The organism is Protofrankia sp. CiT1, from assembly GCF_917627335.1.
Lineage (GTDB): Bacteria > Actinomycetota > Actinomycetes > Frankiales > Frankiaceae > Protofrankia.
Genome location: NZ_CAKJTP010000056.1, coordinates 1,874 through 19,795, shown reverse-complemented (window position 1 = coordinate 19,795; position 17,922 = coordinate 1,874). Strand labels below are relative to the sequence as shown.

Annotated in this window: 16 protein-coding genes; 14 read left to right on the top strand and 2 right to left on the bottom strand. The window is 68.8% G+C overall.

The window, feature by feature from the left end; all coding sequences use genetic code 11:
- The 5 genes from MJ785_RS11470 to MJ785_RS11450 all read left to right on the top strand — a co-directional run.
- Positions 1–406: NUDIX hydrolase (locus tag MJ785_RS11470; RefSeq protein WP_239380757.1), on the top strand; the 406-nt coding region annotated here is incomplete at its 5' end.
- Between the two features lie 115 nt (positions 407–521).
- Positions 522–800: a PadR family transcriptional regulator gene (locus tag MJ785_RS11465; protein ID WP_239309666.1), complete on the top strand. Its 279-nt coding sequence runs from the start codon at positions 522–524 to the stop codon at positions 798–800.
- Positions 797–1,960 carry a hypothetical protein gene (locus MJ785_RS11460; protein ID WP_239309664.1) on the top strand — a complete coding sequence of 388 codons (1,164 nt, stop codon included), beginning with the start codon at positions 797–799 and terminating at the stop codon, positions 1,958–1,960. Before MJ785_RS11465 ends, MJ785_RS11460 begins: the two co-directional genes overlap by 4 nt.
- A 205-nt stretch (positions 1,961–2,165) precedes the next feature.
- Positions 2,166–2,777 carry a TetR/AcrR family transcriptional regulator gene (locus tag MJ785_RS11455; RefSeq protein ID WP_239309662.1) on the top strand — a complete coding sequence of 204 codons (612 nt, stop codon included), beginning with the start codon at positions 2,166–2,168 and terminating at the stop codon, positions 2,775–2,777.
- A gap of 398 nt (positions 2,778–3,175) precedes the next feature.
- Complete coding sequence (locus tag MJ785_RS11450) at positions 3,176–4,807, top strand: FAD-binding protein (protein ID WP_239309661.1); 1,632 nt, start codon at positions 3,176–3,178, stop codon at positions 4,805–4,807.
- A 105-nt stretch (positions 4,808–4,912) separates the two neighbouring features.
- Here the strand turns inward: MJ785_RS11450 and MJ785_RS11445 are convergent, their stop codons facing one another.
- Positions 4,913–5,488: a helix-turn-helix transcriptional regulator gene (locus MJ785_RS11445; RefSeq protein WP_308194830.1), complete on the bottom strand. Its 576-nt coding sequence runs from the start codon at positions 5,486–5,488 to the stop codon at positions 4,913–4,915.
- Positions 5,489–5,633: 145 nt separating this feature from the next.
- Here MJ785_RS11445 and MJ785_RS11440 point away from each other — a divergent pair, with 145 nt between their 5' ends.
- From MJ785_RS11440 to MJ785_RS11400, 8 genes are all read left to right on the top strand, one after another.
- On the top strand, positions 5,634–6,539 hold the full coding sequence (locus MJ785_RS11440; protein WP_239309659.1) for an SDR family NAD(P)-dependent oxidoreductase: 906 nt from the start codon (positions 5,634–5,636) through the stop codon (positions 6,537–6,539).
- A 245-nt stretch (positions 6,540–6,784) separates the two neighbouring features.
- Positions 6,785–7,744, top strand: a complete 960-nt coding sequence (locus MJ785_RS11435; RefSeq protein WP_239309655.1) for a beta-ketoacyl-ACP synthase III — start codon at positions 6,785–6,787, stop codon at positions 7,742–7,744.
- A gap of 32 nt (positions 7,745–7,776) precedes the next feature.
- Positions 7,777–8,046, top strand: a complete 270-nt coding sequence (locus MJ785_RS11430; RefSeq protein ID WP_239309653.1) for an acyl carrier protein — start codon at positions 7,777–7,779, stop codon at positions 8,044–8,046.
- Between the two features lie 50 nt (positions 8,047–8,096).
- Positions 8,097–9,053 carry an oxidoreductase gene (locus MJ785_RS11425; protein ID WP_239309651.1) on the top strand — a complete coding sequence of 319 codons (957 nt, stop codon included), beginning with the start codon at positions 8,097–8,099 and terminating at the stop codon, positions 9,051–9,053.
- A 23-nt stretch (positions 9,054–9,076) separates the two neighbouring features.
- Complete coding sequence (locus tag MJ785_RS11420) at positions 9,077–10,459, top strand: FAD-dependent oxidoreductase (RefSeq protein ID WP_239380755.1); 1,383 nt, start codon at positions 9,077–9,079, stop codon at positions 10,457–10,459.
- Positions 10,460–10,551: 92 nt separating this feature from the next.
- Positions 10,552–11,505, top strand: coding sequence for an enoyl-CoA hydratase/isomerase family protein (locus tag MJ785_RS11415; RefSeq protein ID WP_239376618.1), 954 nt, complete (start codon positions 10,552–10,554; stop codon positions 11,503–11,505).
- A 77-nt stretch (positions 11,506–11,582) separates the two neighbouring features.
- The gene (locus tag MJ785_RS11405; protein ID WP_255720534.1) at positions 11,583–12,929 is read left to right on the top strand and encodes an NAD(P)/FAD-dependent oxidoreductase; all 1,347 of its coding nucleotides are present in this window, start codon (positions 11,583–11,585) and stop codon (positions 12,927–12,929) included.
- Complete coding sequence (locus tag MJ785_RS11400; protein WP_239309646.1) at positions 12,926–13,777, top strand: SDR family oxidoreductase; 852 nt, start codon at positions 12,926–12,928, stop codon at positions 13,775–13,777. Before MJ785_RS11405 ends, MJ785_RS11400 begins: the two co-directional genes overlap by 4 nt.
- Positions 13,778–13,826: 49 nt before the next feature.
- Here MJ785_RS11400 and MJ785_RS11395 read toward each other — a convergent pair whose 3' ends face one another.
- Entirely contained in the window at positions 13,827–15,392 is a 1,566-nt protein-coding gene (locus MJ785_RS11395; RefSeq protein ID WP_239376619.1) for a GMC oxidoreductase, read from the bottom strand.
- 666 nt (positions 15,393–16,058) lie between these two features.
- Here MJ785_RS11395 and MJ785_RS11390 point away from each other — a divergent pair.
- Positions 16,059–17,849: a fatty acyl-AMP ligase gene (locus MJ785_RS11390; protein WP_239380731.1), complete on the top strand. Its 1,791-nt coding sequence runs from the start codon at positions 16,059–16,061 to the stop codon at positions 17,847–17,849.
- The last annotated feature ends 73 nt before the right edge of the window (positions 17,850–17,922 follow it).

Here is a 17,922-nt window from a genome sequence, read left to right as displayed (position 1 = left end):
CGCGGTGACCAGCGATGGCTTGCTCGTGGCCGCTGACCTGGCCCGGGGGCTGGACATCCCCGGCGGTCATGTGCAACAGCACGAGAAAACGATCGAACAGACCGTACGCCGCGAGGCATGGGAAGAGGTACGGGTCAGGCTCGGCAAGCTCACCCTGGTCGAGGTCATTGAGTCCGACTACTTCGGTGCCGACGACGTGACCTACATGGTGATCTACACCGCGCCGGTCACACGGCTCGCCCCCTGGGAAGCGGGCCACGAGTCAGCCGGCCGCGTGATCCTACCGCCCGAGGAGTTCCTCCAGCGGTATCACGGTGGGGATCCAGCACTCATGCGGCATCTGGTGAGCTCCGCTCTCACCGTCCCCGGTACACCGTCCGGGCACCCGTCGGTCCCGGTTCCGTGAGGGGAGGGCACGGTGGACTCCGCGCGTCCCATGCTGAGTACTGGCCGTTCAAACTCTATCTAGATAGAGTTACGGAATGACTCGACCCCGACGTCTCTCTCCGCAAACCGTGGCCGTGCTGCAAGCACTGATCGCACAACCCGCGGTGTGGCGGTACGGCTATGAGCTCGGGCAGCAGGTCGGTCTCAAAGCCGGCTCGCTGTACCCGATCCTGATCCGCCTCACCGACCGGGAGCTGCTGGAAGCCTGCTGGGAACAGCGGCCGGACGATTCCGGCGGGCGTCCGCCCCGCCACCTCTACCGCCTCACCGGCGCCGGTCGGGAGCTGGCGAGCAGCCTCGCCCCGGCGCCAGCCGCGCGGCACGCCCACGGCGACCTGCGGACCGCGTGGTGACCGGCGGCCGGCAGCCGGCGGGCTGGTACCTCGACCTCGTGGTCAAATTACTACCGTCCGCACGCCACGACTGGGGATGCGCGATGCGGGCCGAACTGTCCGCCATCGACAGTCCCTCCGAACGCTGGCATTTCGCCCTGGGCTGTACCCGGGCCGCCCTGCTACAGATTGTGAGGACCCGCGCGGTCTGGCATCCGGTGGCCACCACTGCCGCGGTGTGTCTCGTGGTGATCAGTGAGATCGCGTCCGCGCACGTGATCGGTCAGATCATCCCCGGGGTGCTCGTCCTGGCGCTGCTGGCCTGGCTCGGCGACCGCCCGGGGCTCTTTGGCCCGGTACGACCGGAACGGGCGGCACGGGTGGTGCGTGCCGGCGGGTACGCCCTGGTGGGGTCGTGCCTGTTGGTCCTTGCGGTACAAGGTGGCATATCTGGGCTCCTGCGGCCGGGCCCCAAGGCGGTACCGATAGTCATGCTCGCGCTGACGCTCTACGCGGGGAGCTTCCTGGCAGTGACCGCCCACGCCGCCTGCTTCGGTAGCGCGGGCCTGGCGGCCGGGGCCGGCGCGGGGCTTGTCGCGGGGCTGGCGGCGTTCGCGGTGATGCCCTTCGAGCGGGATGGTCCGCCACTGGCCGCAGCTCTTCCCTGGCACGGCAGTTGGCTGGTGCCGCTCGTCTTCGGTGCGCCCGCCGCCGCCGCGCTGCGGGCCACCGGACGCACCCGCCGCGCGGAGCAGGGCGTCATGGCGGCGCTCTGCGCGGGAATCTTCGCCGCCCTGCTTGTCGCGCTGCTCGGACTAAGCGCGATCACGTTCTTCCCCGACCGGATACCCGACATCGTCGGCGGCGTGATCTACCCTGGCGCCAGCGCCGCCGAACGGCACGCCGACAACGTCACCGAAGCCCTCGACCCCTACCTCGGGCTGCTGGTTTTCGGTGCGCTGCTCGCCGCGGTCCTGTGGGTGATGGCCCGCCCGCCCAGCCGAGCCGGGACGAGGGGCGTGGCGCTGGCCCTGCTCGGTCTCCCGCCAGTCGCCCTCGGGCTGTCCGCCCGAGACTTCCCCGGGGCGATGGCCATCGCCACAGCCACCGCCACCGTGGTTTGCAGCGGTCTGTTCATGACGGGACGTCATCCACTCTCGCCCACGCGCGCCGAAACATAACGCTTCGAGCGGTTCACCGCACTGTCCGTGTCCAGTTTGATCGCCAACGGCACCATGTCTTGAATGGCGACCCCTCGAGGACAGTCGAGCGGGAGGCTCAGAGCCATCCCCACCCAGGTAGCGGTTCTCGCCGTTCGGCGGTGCCGATCCGGGGCCGCCAACTTTGTCGAGACAACACATCCCGACAAATGCTACAGTCCTCCGTATGAAAGACGTTGCCGGCCCGGCCCGGCCGCATACCGGCCGGCGCCGCAATGAGCAGGCCCGCCAAGCCGTCCTCGATGCGGTCTGGACGCTGCTCAGCCGGCCCGATCGACCGCCGCTGACCATGGAGGGCATCGCCGTCGCCGCTGGCGTCGGCCGACAGACGATCTACCGCTGGTGGCCGTCCAAGGGCGCTATCGTGCTGGAAACCCTGGCCGAACGCGCCCGCACCGACGTTCCTCAGCCCGACACCGGCACCCTGCTTGGCGATCTGGAGACCTTCCTGTCCGCTACTTTCGCCCGTGGGGCCGACCCGACCGCCGCCGCGCTGCTGCGCCACATCATGGCTGAAGCCCAGCAGGACCCGGCCGTCGCCGATACTCTGCACCGCTTCACCTCCGCCCGGCGCGACGTACTGCGCGCGATCCTCGCCCAAGGCCGCGACCGCGGCGAGCTGCCCACCAGAGCCGACCTGGACCTCGGGGTCGACATCGCCTACGGCGTTTACTGGTACGCGCTCCTGCTCGGCCACGTGCCACTCACGTCTGAAGCCGCCCACGCACTGGCCCGGGCCGTCCTTGCCGCTCTGACCGCACCTGTGTCGTCGCCGTGAATGCCGGCAGCCGTGACCCGCCCAGCCAGGCTGACCACCAGCTTTTCCTTCAACCGCAAACCGCAAACCGTGAATCATTTTTCCGGCCAGCCCGGCGGTACCCCAGGCTGCCAATAAACCGATCCTTTGCTGCCGCTTTTCGGGCGGTTTGAACTCGTTCACCGGTCCCCGCCGGAGCCTATTCATCGAACTGGCCGCGCTGTTGCGCGCACTTTCCCGGCAACGAGGCTGGTAGAAGCAGCACCATCAAAAACCACAGCCGCCTCCCGTCGAGGCGACGTATGCGTGCCAGCGCTGCCGAAACCGGGTTTTCTCGAGAAACACAAAACTCATGGGAACTGACACTTCCAGTTACGAACCTGCAGTTACGAACCTGTCCAGATGTGGAGGCGACGGAAATGGGTGAGGTCAGCCGACGGGGAATACTTATCGGTGGCACGGCGGTGGCTGTCGGGGCCGCCACGCCAGCCATAGCGGCCCAGGCGAATACCACGCCGGCCGACAGCACGGCCGGCTCCGGGTACGTGGTCACCCCGGCAGTGTCAGTCACGGCATCCGATGCCCGATACCCGGAGCTGGTCCGGGGAATCAACCAGCGGTGGGTCGCGGCCCCGGACGCCGTCCGCCTGGTCCGCTCGACCGCGCAGGTCGTCCAGGCCGTGCAGGAGGCGGTCGACGCCGGCAAACGGCTGTCGGTTCGCAGCGGCGGCCACTGTTACGCCGACTTCGTCAGCAACCCCGACACCAAAATTTTGCTTGACCTGTCCGGAATGTCCTGTGTCTCGTTCGACCCTCAGCGCGCCGCGTTCCGGATAGAGGCCGGCGCCCAGCTCGGGCACATCTACGAGCTGCTCTACCGCGACTGGGGGGTGACGATTCCGGGTGGGGTGTGCCCGACGGTCGGCATCGGCGGGCACGCCAGCGGCGGCGGCTTCGGCCTGCTGAGCCGGAAGTTCGGCCTGGTCGCCGACCACATCGACGCTGTCGAGATGGTGGTTGTCGGCAGCGACGGCAAGGCACGCGTGGTCATCGCCTCGCGCGGCTCAGCCGACCCCAACAACGACCTGTGGTGGGCCACCACCGGGGGCGGTGGCGGGAACTTCGGCGTGGTGACCCGCTTCTGGTTCCGGTCCGCATCGGCGACCGGGACCGACCCCGGTGCGGCCCTGCCACGTCCGCCGGCCCGGGTGCTGCTCAGCTCCGTGCCGGTGCCGTGGAGCGCCCTGAGCCAGGCTTCGTTCACCACGCTGGTGCGCAACTTCGGCCGTTGGCACGAGCAGAACAGCGCGCCGAGCTCGCCGTACACATCGCTGGCTGGGATCATGTTCATCCGCCAGGGCCCGACCGGCGGCATCCAGCTCGTCACCCAGCTCGACGGGACACTGAGCAACGCCGGCCAGCTGCTGGCCGACTACCGGGCCGCGCTGCTCGACGGCAGTGGCATCACCGTGCCCTTCCCAGCCAGGCCGGTGGCCTGGCTGGCATCGACCAGGCTGGTCGGCACCAGCAACCCGGCCCTGCTGTACGACCCGACCCTGCGCAGCGCGGTGAAGTCGGCCTACCTGCGCACGTCCTTCACCGACGATCAGATCGCGGCGATCTACATCAACATGACGCGCACGGACTACACGAACGCGAACGCGACGCTGCAGCTCTCCGGCTCCGGTGGGCAGATCAACGCGATGGCACCAGCCGCGACGGCGACCGCCCACCGGAACGCGGTGGTCTACGCCCTGTTCGAAAATTTCTGGATCAGCCCGGCCGAGGACACCATCCACATCGCCTGGTTACGCGACCTCTACAGCCAGACGTTCGCCGCCACCGGCGGCTATCCGATCCCGAACGAGCAGACCGACGGCTGTTACATCAACAATCCCGACCCGGATATCATCGACCCGGCAATCAACACCTCCGGGGTGCCATTTTCAACCCTTTACTACAAAGATAACTACACGCGGCTGCGACGGGTGAAGGGCCACTGGGACCCGACCAACGTCTTCCGGCATTCCCAGTCGATCGCGCTGCCCTGATCCGCTGAGTCCCGGGGGCATGTGCGGACGAGCGGCCCGGCGGCGTTCATGCCGTCACGGATCGCCTGAATATACACCGCGAAGCAGCCTCTGAAAAGCAAGCCCTCAGCGGTTCGTCTCGATGCCGTCTTCTGGATCTGGCTGGGCGGGCGGAACCCGCGCGGCCCAGTCAGACCAGTCGGCCAGCGCCTGGTAAAGTCGGATACCTGCTTCTACTGTGACCCGCAGGGACTGGACACGAGCCCCGGTCCCGAATTCGCCGCGGTCCTTCGCCGCGGCGTAGCTGGTGTACTTCTCGACGAGCGAGCGGAAGTATTCAGCTTCCCGGTCCAGGTAGGCGCGCAGGTCTTCTGGCTCCATGAGCCAGAAGAAGCAAGAGCGCAGCAACGGCTCCAAGCGCGGGGTATGGTCAACTTCGCCGGCGGTGAGCCAGGCACGCACCTCCTCAAGGCCCTTCGGGGTGATCCGATAGGCCTTGCGCCGCCGCGGCCCCTCGCTCTCGAGCTCGATGAATCCGTCTTCGGCCAGACGGCCCAGTTCCCCGTAGATCGCCGGATGTCTGGCCGGCCAGATGTGGCCGAGCACCTCACCGAAGCGCGCCGTGAGATCGTATCCGCTGGCCGGGGCCTCGGCCAGCAGGCCGAGCAGCGCGTAGTGCAGCGACATAGCCGGACTGTACATGTCAGCCTTGACATGCGGACGCCGTTCGGATGATGATGTGCCGCATGACATGTCATCTCTGACATGTTTACTGTGCGTATGCTTGCCGCACTCCGCCGGAACGCGCGCTGCCCCGGCAGGCGCTGCTCCAGCAGGAAGGTCGAAGATGGCGAGACCCTCAGCACGCGTCGTCGTACTGACCGGCGCGACCGCTGGCATCGGCCGGTCACTGGCCACCCGGCTGGCGGCCGAGGGGTACCGGCTCTTCGCGGTCGGCCGCGATCCGAGCAAGGCCGCGGCACTGCGGTCCGAACTGGCCGGGTCCGGCGCGGCAGCGGAGACGATCGTGGCCGATCTCGCCGCGCCGTCCGGCTGGGATGCAGTCACCGAACGGGTCAGTGCCGGCACCGAGCATATCGACATACTGATCCACAATGCTGGTGTCCTGGTGCCCCGCCACATCCTGACCGATGAGGGCTGGGAACTGAACCTGGCCGTCCATCATCTGGCGCCGTTCGCGCTCACCGCCCGGCTGTGGCCGCTCCTGGTCGCGGGGAGGCCGCCCGGGGCCGGGCCGCAGGACGCCAAGCCCCGGGTGCTCTGCGTCAACAGCGCCGGCCACCACACCAGCCTGGGCGGGCACATCGAGCCGCGTTTCGACTTCACCGATCCGCATCACATGCGCGGCTATGATCCCTTCCTCGCCTACAGCCGGTCGAAGCTGGCCAATCTTTACTTTGTCTACGAGCTGGCCCGCCGCCACGGCGATATGGTCACCGTCAACGCGATGCATCCGGGCGTGACCCGCACCGATATTGGCCGGGATTTTCCGCGGGCCTTCGTGCTGGCGGCACTGGCATTCGCGTCGTCGCCGAAACGAGCGGCCCGCGATATTCACCACCTGGCGACCGACCCAACAGTGACCACGAATGGCGCGTACTACGATCAGACGCGCCTGACCCGGTCATCCGGGCCTTCCTACGATACCGACGCCGCCCGCCAGATGTGGGAACTCACCGAACGCATGCTAGCCCGCTTCCTGCCGGATTTATTCTCGTTGTCACCCACATGACAGGCGTCCGTCCCTGGGCGGCTTCGCAGCATCCTGTCAGCCTCAGCACCAGTACAACGGCCACCCTTGTGTGAACACCTCGCCGACGGTCAGCATGACGAACAAATAACCGCCGAAGAAGGGGAAAATATGCGCGGAGAGGATGAGCTTATTTCTCTCGGGGCTTCCGGCGATGACAGTCATGGCTGGGCGGCCCGGCACACAACCGGGCTGGCGTTCACCTATCGTGAGCACACGGATGCCACGTGAGCGTCCGCGTCCGGTCGCCACACGCCCGCATCCTCGGCCTGGGGGATTACCGACCATCACGAGTAGTAACCAATGACGAGCTGGCCGAGACCATCGACACCAGCGACACGTGGATCCGCTCCCGGACCGGGATCGGATCCCGCCATGTCGCGGCGCCAGACGACACCGTCGTGTCCATGGCCGTCGAGGCTGGCAGGAAAGCGCTGGCCGCGAGCCGGCTGAGCGCCGACAGCATCGACGTCGTGATCCTCGCTACCTGTTCGATCCCACGGGCGATCCCGGGTGGTGCGTCCATGGTCGCGGAGCTGCTGGGCTGCGCGTCACCAGCGGCGTTCGACCTCAACTCCGCCTGTTCTGGCTTCTGCCACGGGCTGGAGGTGGCGGCCAGCCTGGTCTGCCGCGGGTCTGCCCGCCATGTGCTGGTCGTCGGGTCAGAGCGGTTCACCGCCGACTGGATCGACTGGGAGGACCGGGGCGTCTGCGTCCTGTTCGGCGACGGCGCCGGCGCGGCCACGGTTGGCCCCTCGAGCGAACCCGACATCGGCCCAGTTGTGTGGGGCAGCGACGGTTCGGGCGCCCGGTTCATCGCCGTACCCGACGGTGACTGGGCCATCCGGATGGACGGCCGCAACGTCTACCGGTGGGCCATGACCCACGTCGCCCCGCTGGCCCGCCACGTGTGCGATGAGGCCGGCGTCCGCCCGGCGGACCTCGCCGCGATCGTTCCCCATCAGGCCAACCTGCGCATTGTCGAGGCGGTCGCGCGCACAGTCGCCTCGCACGGCGCCGTCGTGGCCACCGATGTCGTGGACACCGGCAACACGTCGGCGGCATCGGTGCCGCTTGCCCTGTCGCGGCTCGTCCGCGAGCAGCAGGTCAGCTCCGGTGACCTGGTACTTCTGCTGGCCTTCGGCGCCGGCCTGAGCTGGGCCGGCCAGGTCGTCCGGATGCCCTGACCGTTCATTCACCTTCTTGCGGAGGCAGAGAAATGTCCACCAACGACGCTCTCATTCTGCTGCGATCGGTCGTCCGTGAAATCGCCCAGGTCGACATCGACGGGCTGGCGCGCACGACCACCTTCACCGAGCTCGACATCGACTCCCTGACGGTCGTGGAGATTACGACCGCCATGGAGGAGTCACTCGGTGCCAAGATTCCCGCCGACGTGTTCGCCGAACTCGCTACTATTGGTGAACTCGAAGAGCAAGTGGTGCGCATGGCCGGTGGGCCGGAGGCGGCTATGTCCCCGTCAACGTAGGAAAGCGGTTGCTCCAGAGCGAGTGACCGCGACAGTCCAGGGAGAAAACAATGGCGAACCAAGGCGGCAAGCTCCGCATCCAGAAGAAGTGGAGCGAAGACGCGATCGTCGACCAGAGCGGTCGGACAGCGATCGTGACCGGCGCGAATGGTGGTCTGGGTTTCATCACCGCACGCGAGCTGGCCAGGGCGGGCGCCCAGGTCCTGCTGGCCTGCCGCGACATCAGCCGCGGCGAGGCCGCGGCCGCCGAGATTCGGGCCGCCGCACCCGGCGGCCAGGTCCAGGCGCGGACGCTGGACCTGGCTGACCTCGGTTCGGTGCGCAAATTCGCCGCCGATTTCGGCCGGGAGAACACGCGGCTCGACCTGCTGATCAACAACGCTGGTGTGATGGCGACGCCGAAGCGGACGACCGCCGACGGCTTCGAGCTCCAGCTCGGCACCAACCACCTCGGCCACTTCGCGCTCACCGGCTTGCTGCTGCCCAATCTGCTGGCCGCCTCCGATCCGCGCGTCGTCACCGTGAGCAGCACTCTGCACGCCTACGGGAAAATCACCTTTGACGACCTGCAGCGGGAGCGCCGCTACCGGCGCTATGGCGCCTACTTCCAGGCCAAGCTGGCCAACCTGCTGTTCGCCTTCGAACTCGATCGCCGGGCTGGGGGCACGCTGCGCAGCGTCGCCGCCCACCCCGGCTACGCGGCGACCAACCTCCAGCTGGCCGGGCTCAAGGGCCCGGTACGGACGGGCATGGCCGTCAGTAACAAGGCATTCGCGGTCAGCCCGCGGATGGGCGCGCTGCCGATTCTGTGCGCGGCGACACTGCCCGACCTGCCCGGCGGTGCCTTCGTCGGGCCGAGCAAGCTGATGGGCTACCGGGGCTACCCGGGAGCGGCCAAGGCCAGCAAGCGGGCACGCGATACCGAGGTCGCCGCCCACCTGTGGGACGTCTCCGAGGCAGCCACCGGCGTCCATTACGCGCTGGCCACCGACCAGGCGCGGGCTTAGCGGCCATGGGTGGCGAGGCGACGATGCGCGGGGCCGGGATCCCCGACGAAGCGGACGTGGTGGTGGTCGGGGCCGGTCTGGCCGGCTTGATGGCCGGCCGGGTGGCGCTGCGGGCTGGCCTGGCACCGGTGGTTCTGGAGGCCCGCGGCCGGGTCGGCGGCCGGGTCGTGAGCGAGCCGAGCGGCCACGGCTCCTGCGTCGTCGAGATGGGTGGGCAGTGGCTGGCTGGCCGCAACAAGCGGGCCCGCGCGCTGGCCGCCAGCGCCGGGATCGAGCTGTTCGAGACCTATAGCCAGGGCAACGACCTGCTGGAGGTCTCCGGGGAGGTCCGGCGGCAGCGACGCAAGGTGCCTCCGTTGCGGCCGGCCGCGCTGCTCGACGTGGGACTGGCCCGGTTCCGGCTCGACCGCGAGGCGCGCCGGGTCCCGGCCGCCGCGCCCTGGGACGCGGCCCAGGCCGAGAAATGGTCGCGGATGACGGTCGGGGCCTGGCTTGACCGGGCGGTCCACACCACGGAGGGCCGTTCGGTTCTGCGCACCGCCATCGCTACGGTCTGGGGGGCTGAGCCGCATCAGCTCACGATGCTGCAGGCGCTCGCCCACATCGGCGCGGCCGGCAGCTTCGACGCGACCACAGCCAACGACCTTGCCTTCCGGGTCGTTGGCGGGGCGCAGCGGCTGTCCGATCACCTCGCCACGGAGCTGGGTGACCGGCTGCTGTGCGATCGCCCGGTCACGACCGTCCGCGACGATGGGACCGGGGTCGACGTCGAGGCGGGCGCCGCCCGGATCCGGGCGCGACGGGTGATCGTCGCTGTTCCGCCCGCGCTGGTCGGGCAGATTCGGTTCGACCCGCCGTTGCCCGCCGCGCGCCACCAGGCGATCGCGAGTCTGCCGATGGCCCACGTCATCAAGGTCGCGGCCGTCTATGACAGGCCGTTCTGGCGGGACGAGGGCCTGTCCGGCCGGGCTCTGAGTACGCAGGGACCGGTGACCGGCACCTTCGACAACTCGCCGCCGTCCGGACGCCCCGGTGTGCTGGTCGGCTTCGTGCCGGGCGATCGGGCCCGGGCCCTGGCGGCCCGGCCGGCGGACGAGCGGCGGGAGAAGGTACTGGCCTCCTTCACACGGCTGTTCGGGCCGCTGGCCGCCCGGCCCCGCCAGTACCTGGAGAAGGACTGGGCGGCCGAGGAGTGGACCCGCGGCTGCTACTTCGGTATCGCCACCCCCGGTTCCTTGACCGGCCCGATACGCGGGCTACGGGAACCGACCGGCCGGATCCACTGGGCCGGGGCCGAGACCGCCCTGGACAACTACGGCGGGATGGACGGAGCGCTGTCCTCCGGTGAGCGGGCCGCCGGGGAGGTGGTGACAGCGCTGTCGGCTGTCCTGGACAAGCTCGTGTAACGCCGGCCGGCCGACATCGGCGGGTGCTGTGCGCGTGGCATCGCCGGCCGCTCCCGCGAACAGGCTCTGCCCCCACAGAAATGAGGACCGCGATGAGCGTTGTGGAGACCGAGAGGGATGGCGCGGTTCTCACCGTGCGGTTCAACAACCCACCCTTCAACCTGATCACCACCTCCGCGATGGGTGAGCTGAGCGCTGTGCTCGAGGCGGCCCGGCACGATCCGACGGTGCGGGCAGTCGTGCTGGCCAGCGCGGTACCTAACACCTTCATCGGGCATTACGACCTGGGGGAGGTCCTCGCTGTCGCTGACGGGCTCAGCCTGCCGGTGACGCCACGCACCGCCTACCCGGCGCTGTGGCTGGTCGCCGGCCTGCTGCGGACACCCGGCCTGCGCGGTCTGGTGGGGCGCACCCCGGCCGCCGGTGTCGCCGCGCTCCTCGGTTTCCACGAGGTCGTGCGCCGGATGCGCGACAGCGACACGGTGTTCGTCGCCGCGATCGACGGCTCCGCGCTTGGGGGCGGTTTTGAGCTGGCGCTGGCCTGCGATATCCGGATCGTCGGCGACGGGCCATACCGGATGGGGCTGCACGAGGGCCTGTTCGGGCTGATTCCTGGCGGGGGCGGCAGCCAGATCATCGCTCGCGCCATCGGCCCGGCGAAGGCGGTTGAGTTCCTTCTCGAAGGCTGTCTGGTTGACCCGCGGGCGGCGGTCGAGATCGGCATCGCCCACCACCGTGTCGAGAGCAAGGAGGTCGCGGAGCTGGCCCACCAGACCGCCACCCGTCTCGCGGCCCGCTCGTCGATGGCGGTGCGGGCGGCCAAACAGGCCGTCTACGTCGGTGGTTCGGTCAGCCTGCGCCGTGGGATGGCCATGGAACGGGCCCGTTTCCTGGCGCTGGTCAGCCGCAAGCCCGCCCAGGACGCCATGCGTCACTACGCGCGCCAGCTGGCGCGCCACCAGGAGAGCGGCAAGGACCTGGCGGAATTCACCCGCGACCAGCTCCCGGCCTGGCGGGCTGGGGTCGCGGCCGATTGTGCCGGTTGAACCGACCCGCCTGAACCAGCCAACGGGCGAGGCTCGGCCCGCCCACCCACCGCATCCATTCCCCGGAGGAGACCATCGTGGGCGCGAGAAAGACAGGCGAGGCCCAGCGGGTCGCCGTCGTCGGCAGCGGAATCTCCGGTCTCTCGGCCGCGCTACGGCTTGAGCAGGCTGGGCACGACGTCGAGCTGATCGAACGTGATCCGGTGCTCGGCGGCCGGTTCGGCGTCGGCAAGCTCGGCGACAAACAGGTGATGATGGGCGGGAAGAACATCGGGCGCAAGTACAGCGCGTTCCGCTCGTTCACCGCGGCCCTGGGCAGTTACCCGTGGGAGCCGTTCGGCATCAACCAGTCGTTCATGAAGGACGACGAGGTGCTCACCATCGACAGCACCCGGCGCGGCTCCAGCTTGAACAACATCCGTCGGATGGCGACCCCGCGCGACCTGGCCCGGCTCGGCCTGCTCGCGGCCCGGATCCGGCTCGATGACACCAACCGTTTCCTCGGCTCCAGCTACTTCACCGCGTTGTCCAGCAGCCACGACCACGTGCCGCTGTCCGGCCACTTCAGCCCGAAGGTCACCAAGACGCTGCTGCGGCCGATCACCGTCCGGATGAACGGGGCGGAACCAGACGAGGTCTACCTGGGTACTTTCGGCACCAACCTGTCCCTGCTGATGGACACCTACGACCAGCTCACCGGCGGCATCCAGCCGGCTCTGGAGGCGCTGTCCCGCCGGGTCACGGTCCGGCTCGGCACGACGGTCGAAGGCCTGGTCATGCGCGACGGCGCGGCCGTGGGGCTGCGGCTGTCCACGGACGGGGTGGACAGCGAGCGCTCCTACGACGGCATCGTCATCGCGACCCCGGCGTACGCGACGGCCGACATCGTGCTGTCGGAGATGCCGTGGCTGTCCAAACGGCTGTCGGAGGTACGTTACTTCGGCTCGTCGGTCGTCCTGGTCGAGTACGACCGGCCGATCTTCACCCCTGAGGTGCGGGCGCTTGCCATCAACGACAACGGCCCGTGCAGTAACGCCGGGTCCTACGCCATGGAGTCACGCCACATCGTCCGCTACACCTACAGCGGCCGACCGGGCCGGATCGGCGATCAGGAGCAGGCAACCCTGGACGACTGGGTGGGGGAGACCGAGGAACGTCTCGTCCGCTATCTGGGGGCCAGCCGAGCCAAGCGGGTCACCACCGGCGGGCGGACCTGGAACGCGGCCTATTGCGCTTACCTGCCTTTCCATGGCGAGTTCCTCCGTGAGGTCGCTCAGGCCGTGGCCGGCGTTCCCGGCTTGGAGCTGGCTGGCGACTACCTGTTGGGGGTCTCGCTGGAGTCGTGCTGCCGCTCCGGACGTAACGCCGGTGACCGGATGATCGAGGCGATCGGCGCGCCGATCCCGGTCCGGACCGGGCGATGAGCGGCTCACCCGATGAGTACCGGCCGTTCAGCGGCGGGGGGACCCCGGCTCGGCCGTGGGCCGTGGTGACAGGGGCTTCGTCTGGCATCGGCGAGGCGCTGGCCCGAGGCTTGGCCGCCCACGGACATCCGGTGTGGCTCGTGGCCCGCCGTGGCGACGTGCTGGAGCGCCTCGCCAAGGAGCTGCGGGCCGCACACGGTGTCGATATCGAGATCAGCGTGTGCGACCTGGCTGACCGGGGCCAACGGGCCCGGCTGCGCGACGCGCTGGCCGCCGTGCCGGTGGCGGTGCTGTGCAACAATGCTGGCTTCCCGACCTGCGGTGTGCTCACGGCGAACGACCCTGCCCGGGAGATCGAGGAAGTCGAGGTCAACGTGGCCGCCGTCCACGACCTCACCATGGCCGTTCTACCCGGCATGCTCGAGCGGCGCTCCGGGGCCATTCTGTTCACCGGGTCGACGGCTGGTGTCCAGCCGGTCCCGACCGCGGCCACGTACGCGGCGTCGAAGGCGTTCGTGAACTCGTTCGCCGAGGCGCTGCACGAGGAGATGGCCGGCACCGGCGTGACCTGTACGTTGCTGGCTCCCGGGCCGGTGCGCAGCGAGTTCTCCGCCGTCGGGGGCATCGGTGACATCGAATCGACCCGCTGGTTTGCCTGGAAGACGCCGGAACGGGTGGCGGGGGAGGCGCTGGCTGGGCTGAAGGACGCGCGCCGGGTGGTAGTGCCCGGGGCCGCGGCGAAGTCGCAGGCGTTCTTCGGCCGTTACCTGCCCCGCCCGGTCGCGTTCTGGGTGATGCGTGCGGCCGTGCTGCCAACCCTGCGGTCGTCGCGGCGTACAACGTCGTGACGGGAGCGCAGCGGGAGGGGAGAGCCCCGGCTGGGGCTCTCCCCTACGATCAGAAGCCGGCTGCGATGATATTGTCTAACGCTCGTTCGGCCAGCGCCGCGATCGTGAAGCTGGGGTTCGCACCGCCGACGTTGCCCGGGATGACCGAGGCATCGATCGCGTACAAGCCCTTGTATCCCTTGACCCGGCCGTAAAGGTCGGTGGCCTTGCCGAGTTCGCATCCGCCGAGCGGGTGCGCGGTGATTCCGGTGGGAGCCGGCGGCCCCTGTCCGGCGATGCCCTTGTCGACGAGCATCTGGTTGAACGCGATCGGCGCGGCTTCGGCCGGGACATTCTTGGACGCGTCCCAATCAGCCAGGTTCACCTGCGCGGTTGCCCGGTCGTATGTCCACGTGCCGCGGTTATCCATATCGACCGCGACGCTGAACTGAGCAAGGTTCGGGGTTCCATTGAAATTGATCAGCCACCAGTTCTCGACCCGCACCGGGATTCCGAAGTTCCCGTCGAGGAACGTCGTGGACACGCATGGCGCGGCCTGGGTGGCGCCGGTCGGGCCGGAGAAGCCCCGGAAGGTGAACGCGTCACCGTTGGTGCCCCAGTTCGAACCGATCGCGGCGGACAGGTCCGGCAGCGCTCCCGTCTCCCGGGCCGCGACCAGCAGCCGGGTGGTGTTAATCGAACCAGCGGCCAGGAACAGCAGGTCGGTGGTCAGTTCACGGGTGCTGACGACGCTGCCGTCGGTGGCGAGCTGGCGTACCTCGACCGCGTACCCGCCGCCCTTGCACGAGCGGATTCCGGTGACCTCGGTAAGCGGGTTGATCTGTACATTGCCGGTACTCACCGCAGCCGGCAGGTAGTTCTGCGTTGTGTCATTTTTGGCGCCGTCACTGTTACCGAAACTTGATTCACCGACAGTAGCCGACGGGCGCAGCTTCCCAGCAAGCTCGCCCCGTACCTTGTCCCAGTTGAAGTCGGTCATCACCGGGGTGGTAGGGAAGCCGGCCGCTCGCATCTGGTCGTCGTATGCCCGGGCATGGGTGAACGGGTCCGAGCGGTAGATATCGTCGGGCACCGTCTGCGTATTGAGCATCCTGCGCACCCGCGGGTAATAGACGCGGTCGAGTTCGCTGTAGGAAACGCCGGCCGGGAACAGCGCCTCGAAGTACTTGCGCGGCGGCTGCACGGTGCACCCCGCGTAGACCACCGAGCCGCCGCCGACCGCGGCCGCGCAGGCCATTTCGATCCCGTTGGCCACCACGATCTGCATGAGCCCGGGCACGCGGTCGATCGGCGTCTCCGGGACCCCTGGCCAGATCATCGTGTCCTGGAACCAGAACATGGAACTCGACGGGTTCAGTTCGGTGCTGAACACAGCTTCGGTTGGGCTATAGCGGTAACGCTGCCCGCGTTCCAGGACCAGCGTGCGGATCCCGGCCTGGCCCAGCCGCAACGCGGCCACCGAGCCGCTGAACCCGGACCCGATGACGATGGCCCGCCGTCCGCTCACGTTGCTGTCGGCGAATGCCGACGGATTGCCGATGACCGCGGTGGTGGCGGCCGTGACACCACCACCAACCGCGAGTCCGAGTAGTCTCCTGCGATCTATGACAGTCATACGCTGGACTCCATCCATTGCGCGGAACGGATAATTCTCCTTTGCTCCGGAGCTGGAGTCCGCACTGCCCGGCGGTGACGCGCACCTTAGTGGTCGCCGCCGGAAGTTCACCCAGGGCCTGCCGGCGCCAGCCAGCGCCTCGCGACGCATCCGCCTGGCATCCGACATACCCCGAGCAACGTCCAGCGGCGACCACTGAGGCCCCCCCAGTTCCGAAAGAGTGATCCGCCCTGTGCACACCAGTGCGGGATACGAACATCTTTTTCTTTGCGGAACGAGCAGAAGATACCAATCACTGGTACGCGGCAAAAGTCGCTGGTCTGTCACATTGACGACCCGGTACTAGCATTATCGCTACCCGGCTAGGCATTTAAGCCGAGCGGCATTAATCATGGTAACGCCGGTACTAGGAAAAACACGATGAAGACTGTCTGGCAACTCACCGAGGGTTGACCGCGGCGTTCTTCCCGGTTATGTTTGTGACCGGGTTGTGATCGAAGTCCGTGCGTTGGTCGTGTATTTCTGGCACGGGCACTCGGGACCGGCCCGCTACTTTCCCAGCCATCGACGCCGCGGCGCGGTCACTACCCCGCGTTCACTGCTGCCGGAAACGCCCGCCGGCTCGATACTGCCCGTACCGCACGGCGTCTGTCCAAGGAGCTGAATGTGCGTTCCTCGCCGCGGCCGACGACGATCGCCGCGCTACTGACCGAACACGCGCGGGAACGGGGATCAAAAACCTTCTGCACCGTCCTTCCCGACGGCCGACAGGAAGGCGTCTCGATTACCTACGAGCGCCTCGCAGCGGCCGCCCGCACGCTCGCGGCCCGCCTGCTGGACGTCTGCGGCCCGGGCGACCGGGCGCTCATCCTCGAAAACGACATCGCTGACTACATCGTCGCCTTCATGGCCTGCCAGCATGCCGGGGTGGTGGCCGTGCCGTTGGCGGTCCCCACGCCCGTGGGGTCGGCGCGCCGGATAGCCACGCTTCGGGCCATCGCCCGCGACTGCGCGGCGACGGCCGTGCTCACCGGCGGCCGGGGTGACCTGCGTGCACAGATCACTCGGTTCGCCCCCGAGCTGGATGCGCCGCGGTGGCTCGGCATCGGGCCCGACGTGTGGATGGCCGGACCGGGCGTCGAGGCCGCCCGGCAGGCCGTCCCGCCCCGGCCCGATGACCTGTCCTTCCTGCAGTACACATCGGGCTCCACCTCGACGCCGAAGGGCGTCATGGTCACCCATGAGGCGCTGCTGCGCAACGCCCGGGTGCAGGCGGACGGTATGGGCCTCGGCGCCGACGACGTGATCGTGTCCTGGTTGCCGTTGTTCCACGACATGGGTCTGATCGGCAAAGTGCTCCAGACGTTCTACCTGGGCGCCTCGGCCGTCCTCATGCCATCGCTGGTATTCGTGCAGCGGCCGGTCCGCTGGCTGACCGCTATCACCCGTTACCGGGGTACCGTTGCCGGCGCCCCGAACTTCGGCTATGACCTGTGCGTCCGGCGGGTCCCGCCGGATGAACGGGCCGAGCTGGACCTGACGAGCTGGCGGGTCGCGTTCAACGGCGCTGAGCCGGTCCGACCGGCGACCCTTGACGCGTTCGCGGCGGCCTATCGGCCCCACGGATTCGACCCGAAGGCCCTGCGCGCCGCCTACGGCCTCGCCGAGAACGTCCTGATCACCACCGTGTCGACGGCCGGCGCCCAGCCGCGGATGCTGCGGGTCGACCGAGCGGCGCTGGCCGCCGGGCGGCTGGTACCGGGTGGGAGCCAGACGATCGTGGGGGTCGGCGCGCCGACCGGGGAGCGCCGGGTAGAGATCGTCGACCCTGACACCGGCCAGCCGCGCGCGTCGGGCCGTGTCGGCGAGGTCTGGGTCGGCGGCCCGGACCTCGCCGGCGGATATTGGGGGCGGCCCGAGGAGAGCGAGCGTACCTTCGCGGCCCGGCTCGTCTCTGACGGTAACCAGCCGTTCCTGCGCACCGGCGACCTGGGCGTGCTGCACGACGGCGAGCTGTTCATCACTGGCCGGCTCAAGGACCTGGTCATCGTGGGCGGCCGCAACCACTATCCCCAGGATCTGGAGGCCACTGTCGAGGCCGCCCACCCATGGATCCGGGGTGGCGGCGGATGCGCCGCGTTCGCCGTCACCCACGATGACGGCGACGGCGGGGAGAAGCTGGTGATCGTGGCCGAAATGGCCCGGCCGGCCGGCGCCTGGGCGGGTGCGGCGGCCAGCACCGTGCCGACGCTGGCCGAGATCACGCGGGCCGTCCGGGCATCGGTCGCCGCCGAACATGGGATCAACGTCGACGACCTGGTGCTCGTCGCGCCGGGCGCGGTGCCGCGGACGTCCAGTGGGAAGGTCCGCCGCCGGGCCTGCCGCGACGCCTACCTGGCCGGCGAGCTGACGCCTGCCCGGCTGCCGGTGGCCGAGCCGGCGGGGAGGGCACAGTGACCGGCATCGACGCGATCGCCGCCTGGCTCCTCGCCCGGATCGCCGAAGTGACCGGGGCCGAGCCGGACACGAT

Bases quoted from the DNA above. Each gene is read 5' to 3' on its own strand.
- MJ785_RS11455 (WP_239309662.1), top strand. From the start codon at position 2,166: ATGAAAGACGTTGCCGGCCCGGCCCGGCCGCATACCGGCCGGCGCCGC.
- MJ785_RS11450 (WP_239309661.1), top strand. From the start codon at position 3,176: ATGGGTGAGGTCAGCCGACGGGGAATACTTATCGGTGGCACGGCGGTG.
- MJ785_RS11445 (WP_308194830.1), bottom strand. From the start codon at position 5,488: ATGTACAGTCCGGCTATGTCGCTGCACTACGCGCTGCTCGGCCTGCTG.
- MJ785_RS11440 (WP_239309659.1), top strand. From the start codon at position 5,634: ATGGCGAGACCCTCAGCACGCGTCGTCGTACTGACCGGCGCGACCGCT.
- MJ785_RS11430 (WP_239309653.1), top strand. From the start codon at position 7,777: ATGTCCACCAACGACGCTCTCATTCTGCTGCGATCGGTCGTCCGTGAA.
- MJ785_RS11425 (WP_239309651.1), top strand. From the start codon at position 8,097: ATGGCGAACCAAGGCGGCAAGCTCCGCATCCAGAAGAAGTGGAGCGAA.
- MJ785_RS11420 (WP_239380755.1), top strand. From the start codon at position 9,077: ATGCGCGGGGCCGGGATCCCCGACGAAGCGGACGTGGTGGTGGTCGGG.
- MJ785_RS11415 (WP_239376618.1), top strand. From the start codon at position 10,552: ATGAGCGTTGTGGAGACCGAGAGGGATGGCGCGGTTCTCACCGTGCGG.
- MJ785_RS11400 (WP_239309646.1), top strand. From the start codon at position 12,926: ATGAGCGGCTCACCCGATGAGTACCGGCCGTTCAGCGGCGGGGGGACC.
- MJ785_RS11395 (WP_239376619.1), bottom strand. From the start codon at position 15,392: ATGACTGTCATAGATCGCAGGAGACTACTCGGACTCGCGGTTGGTGGT.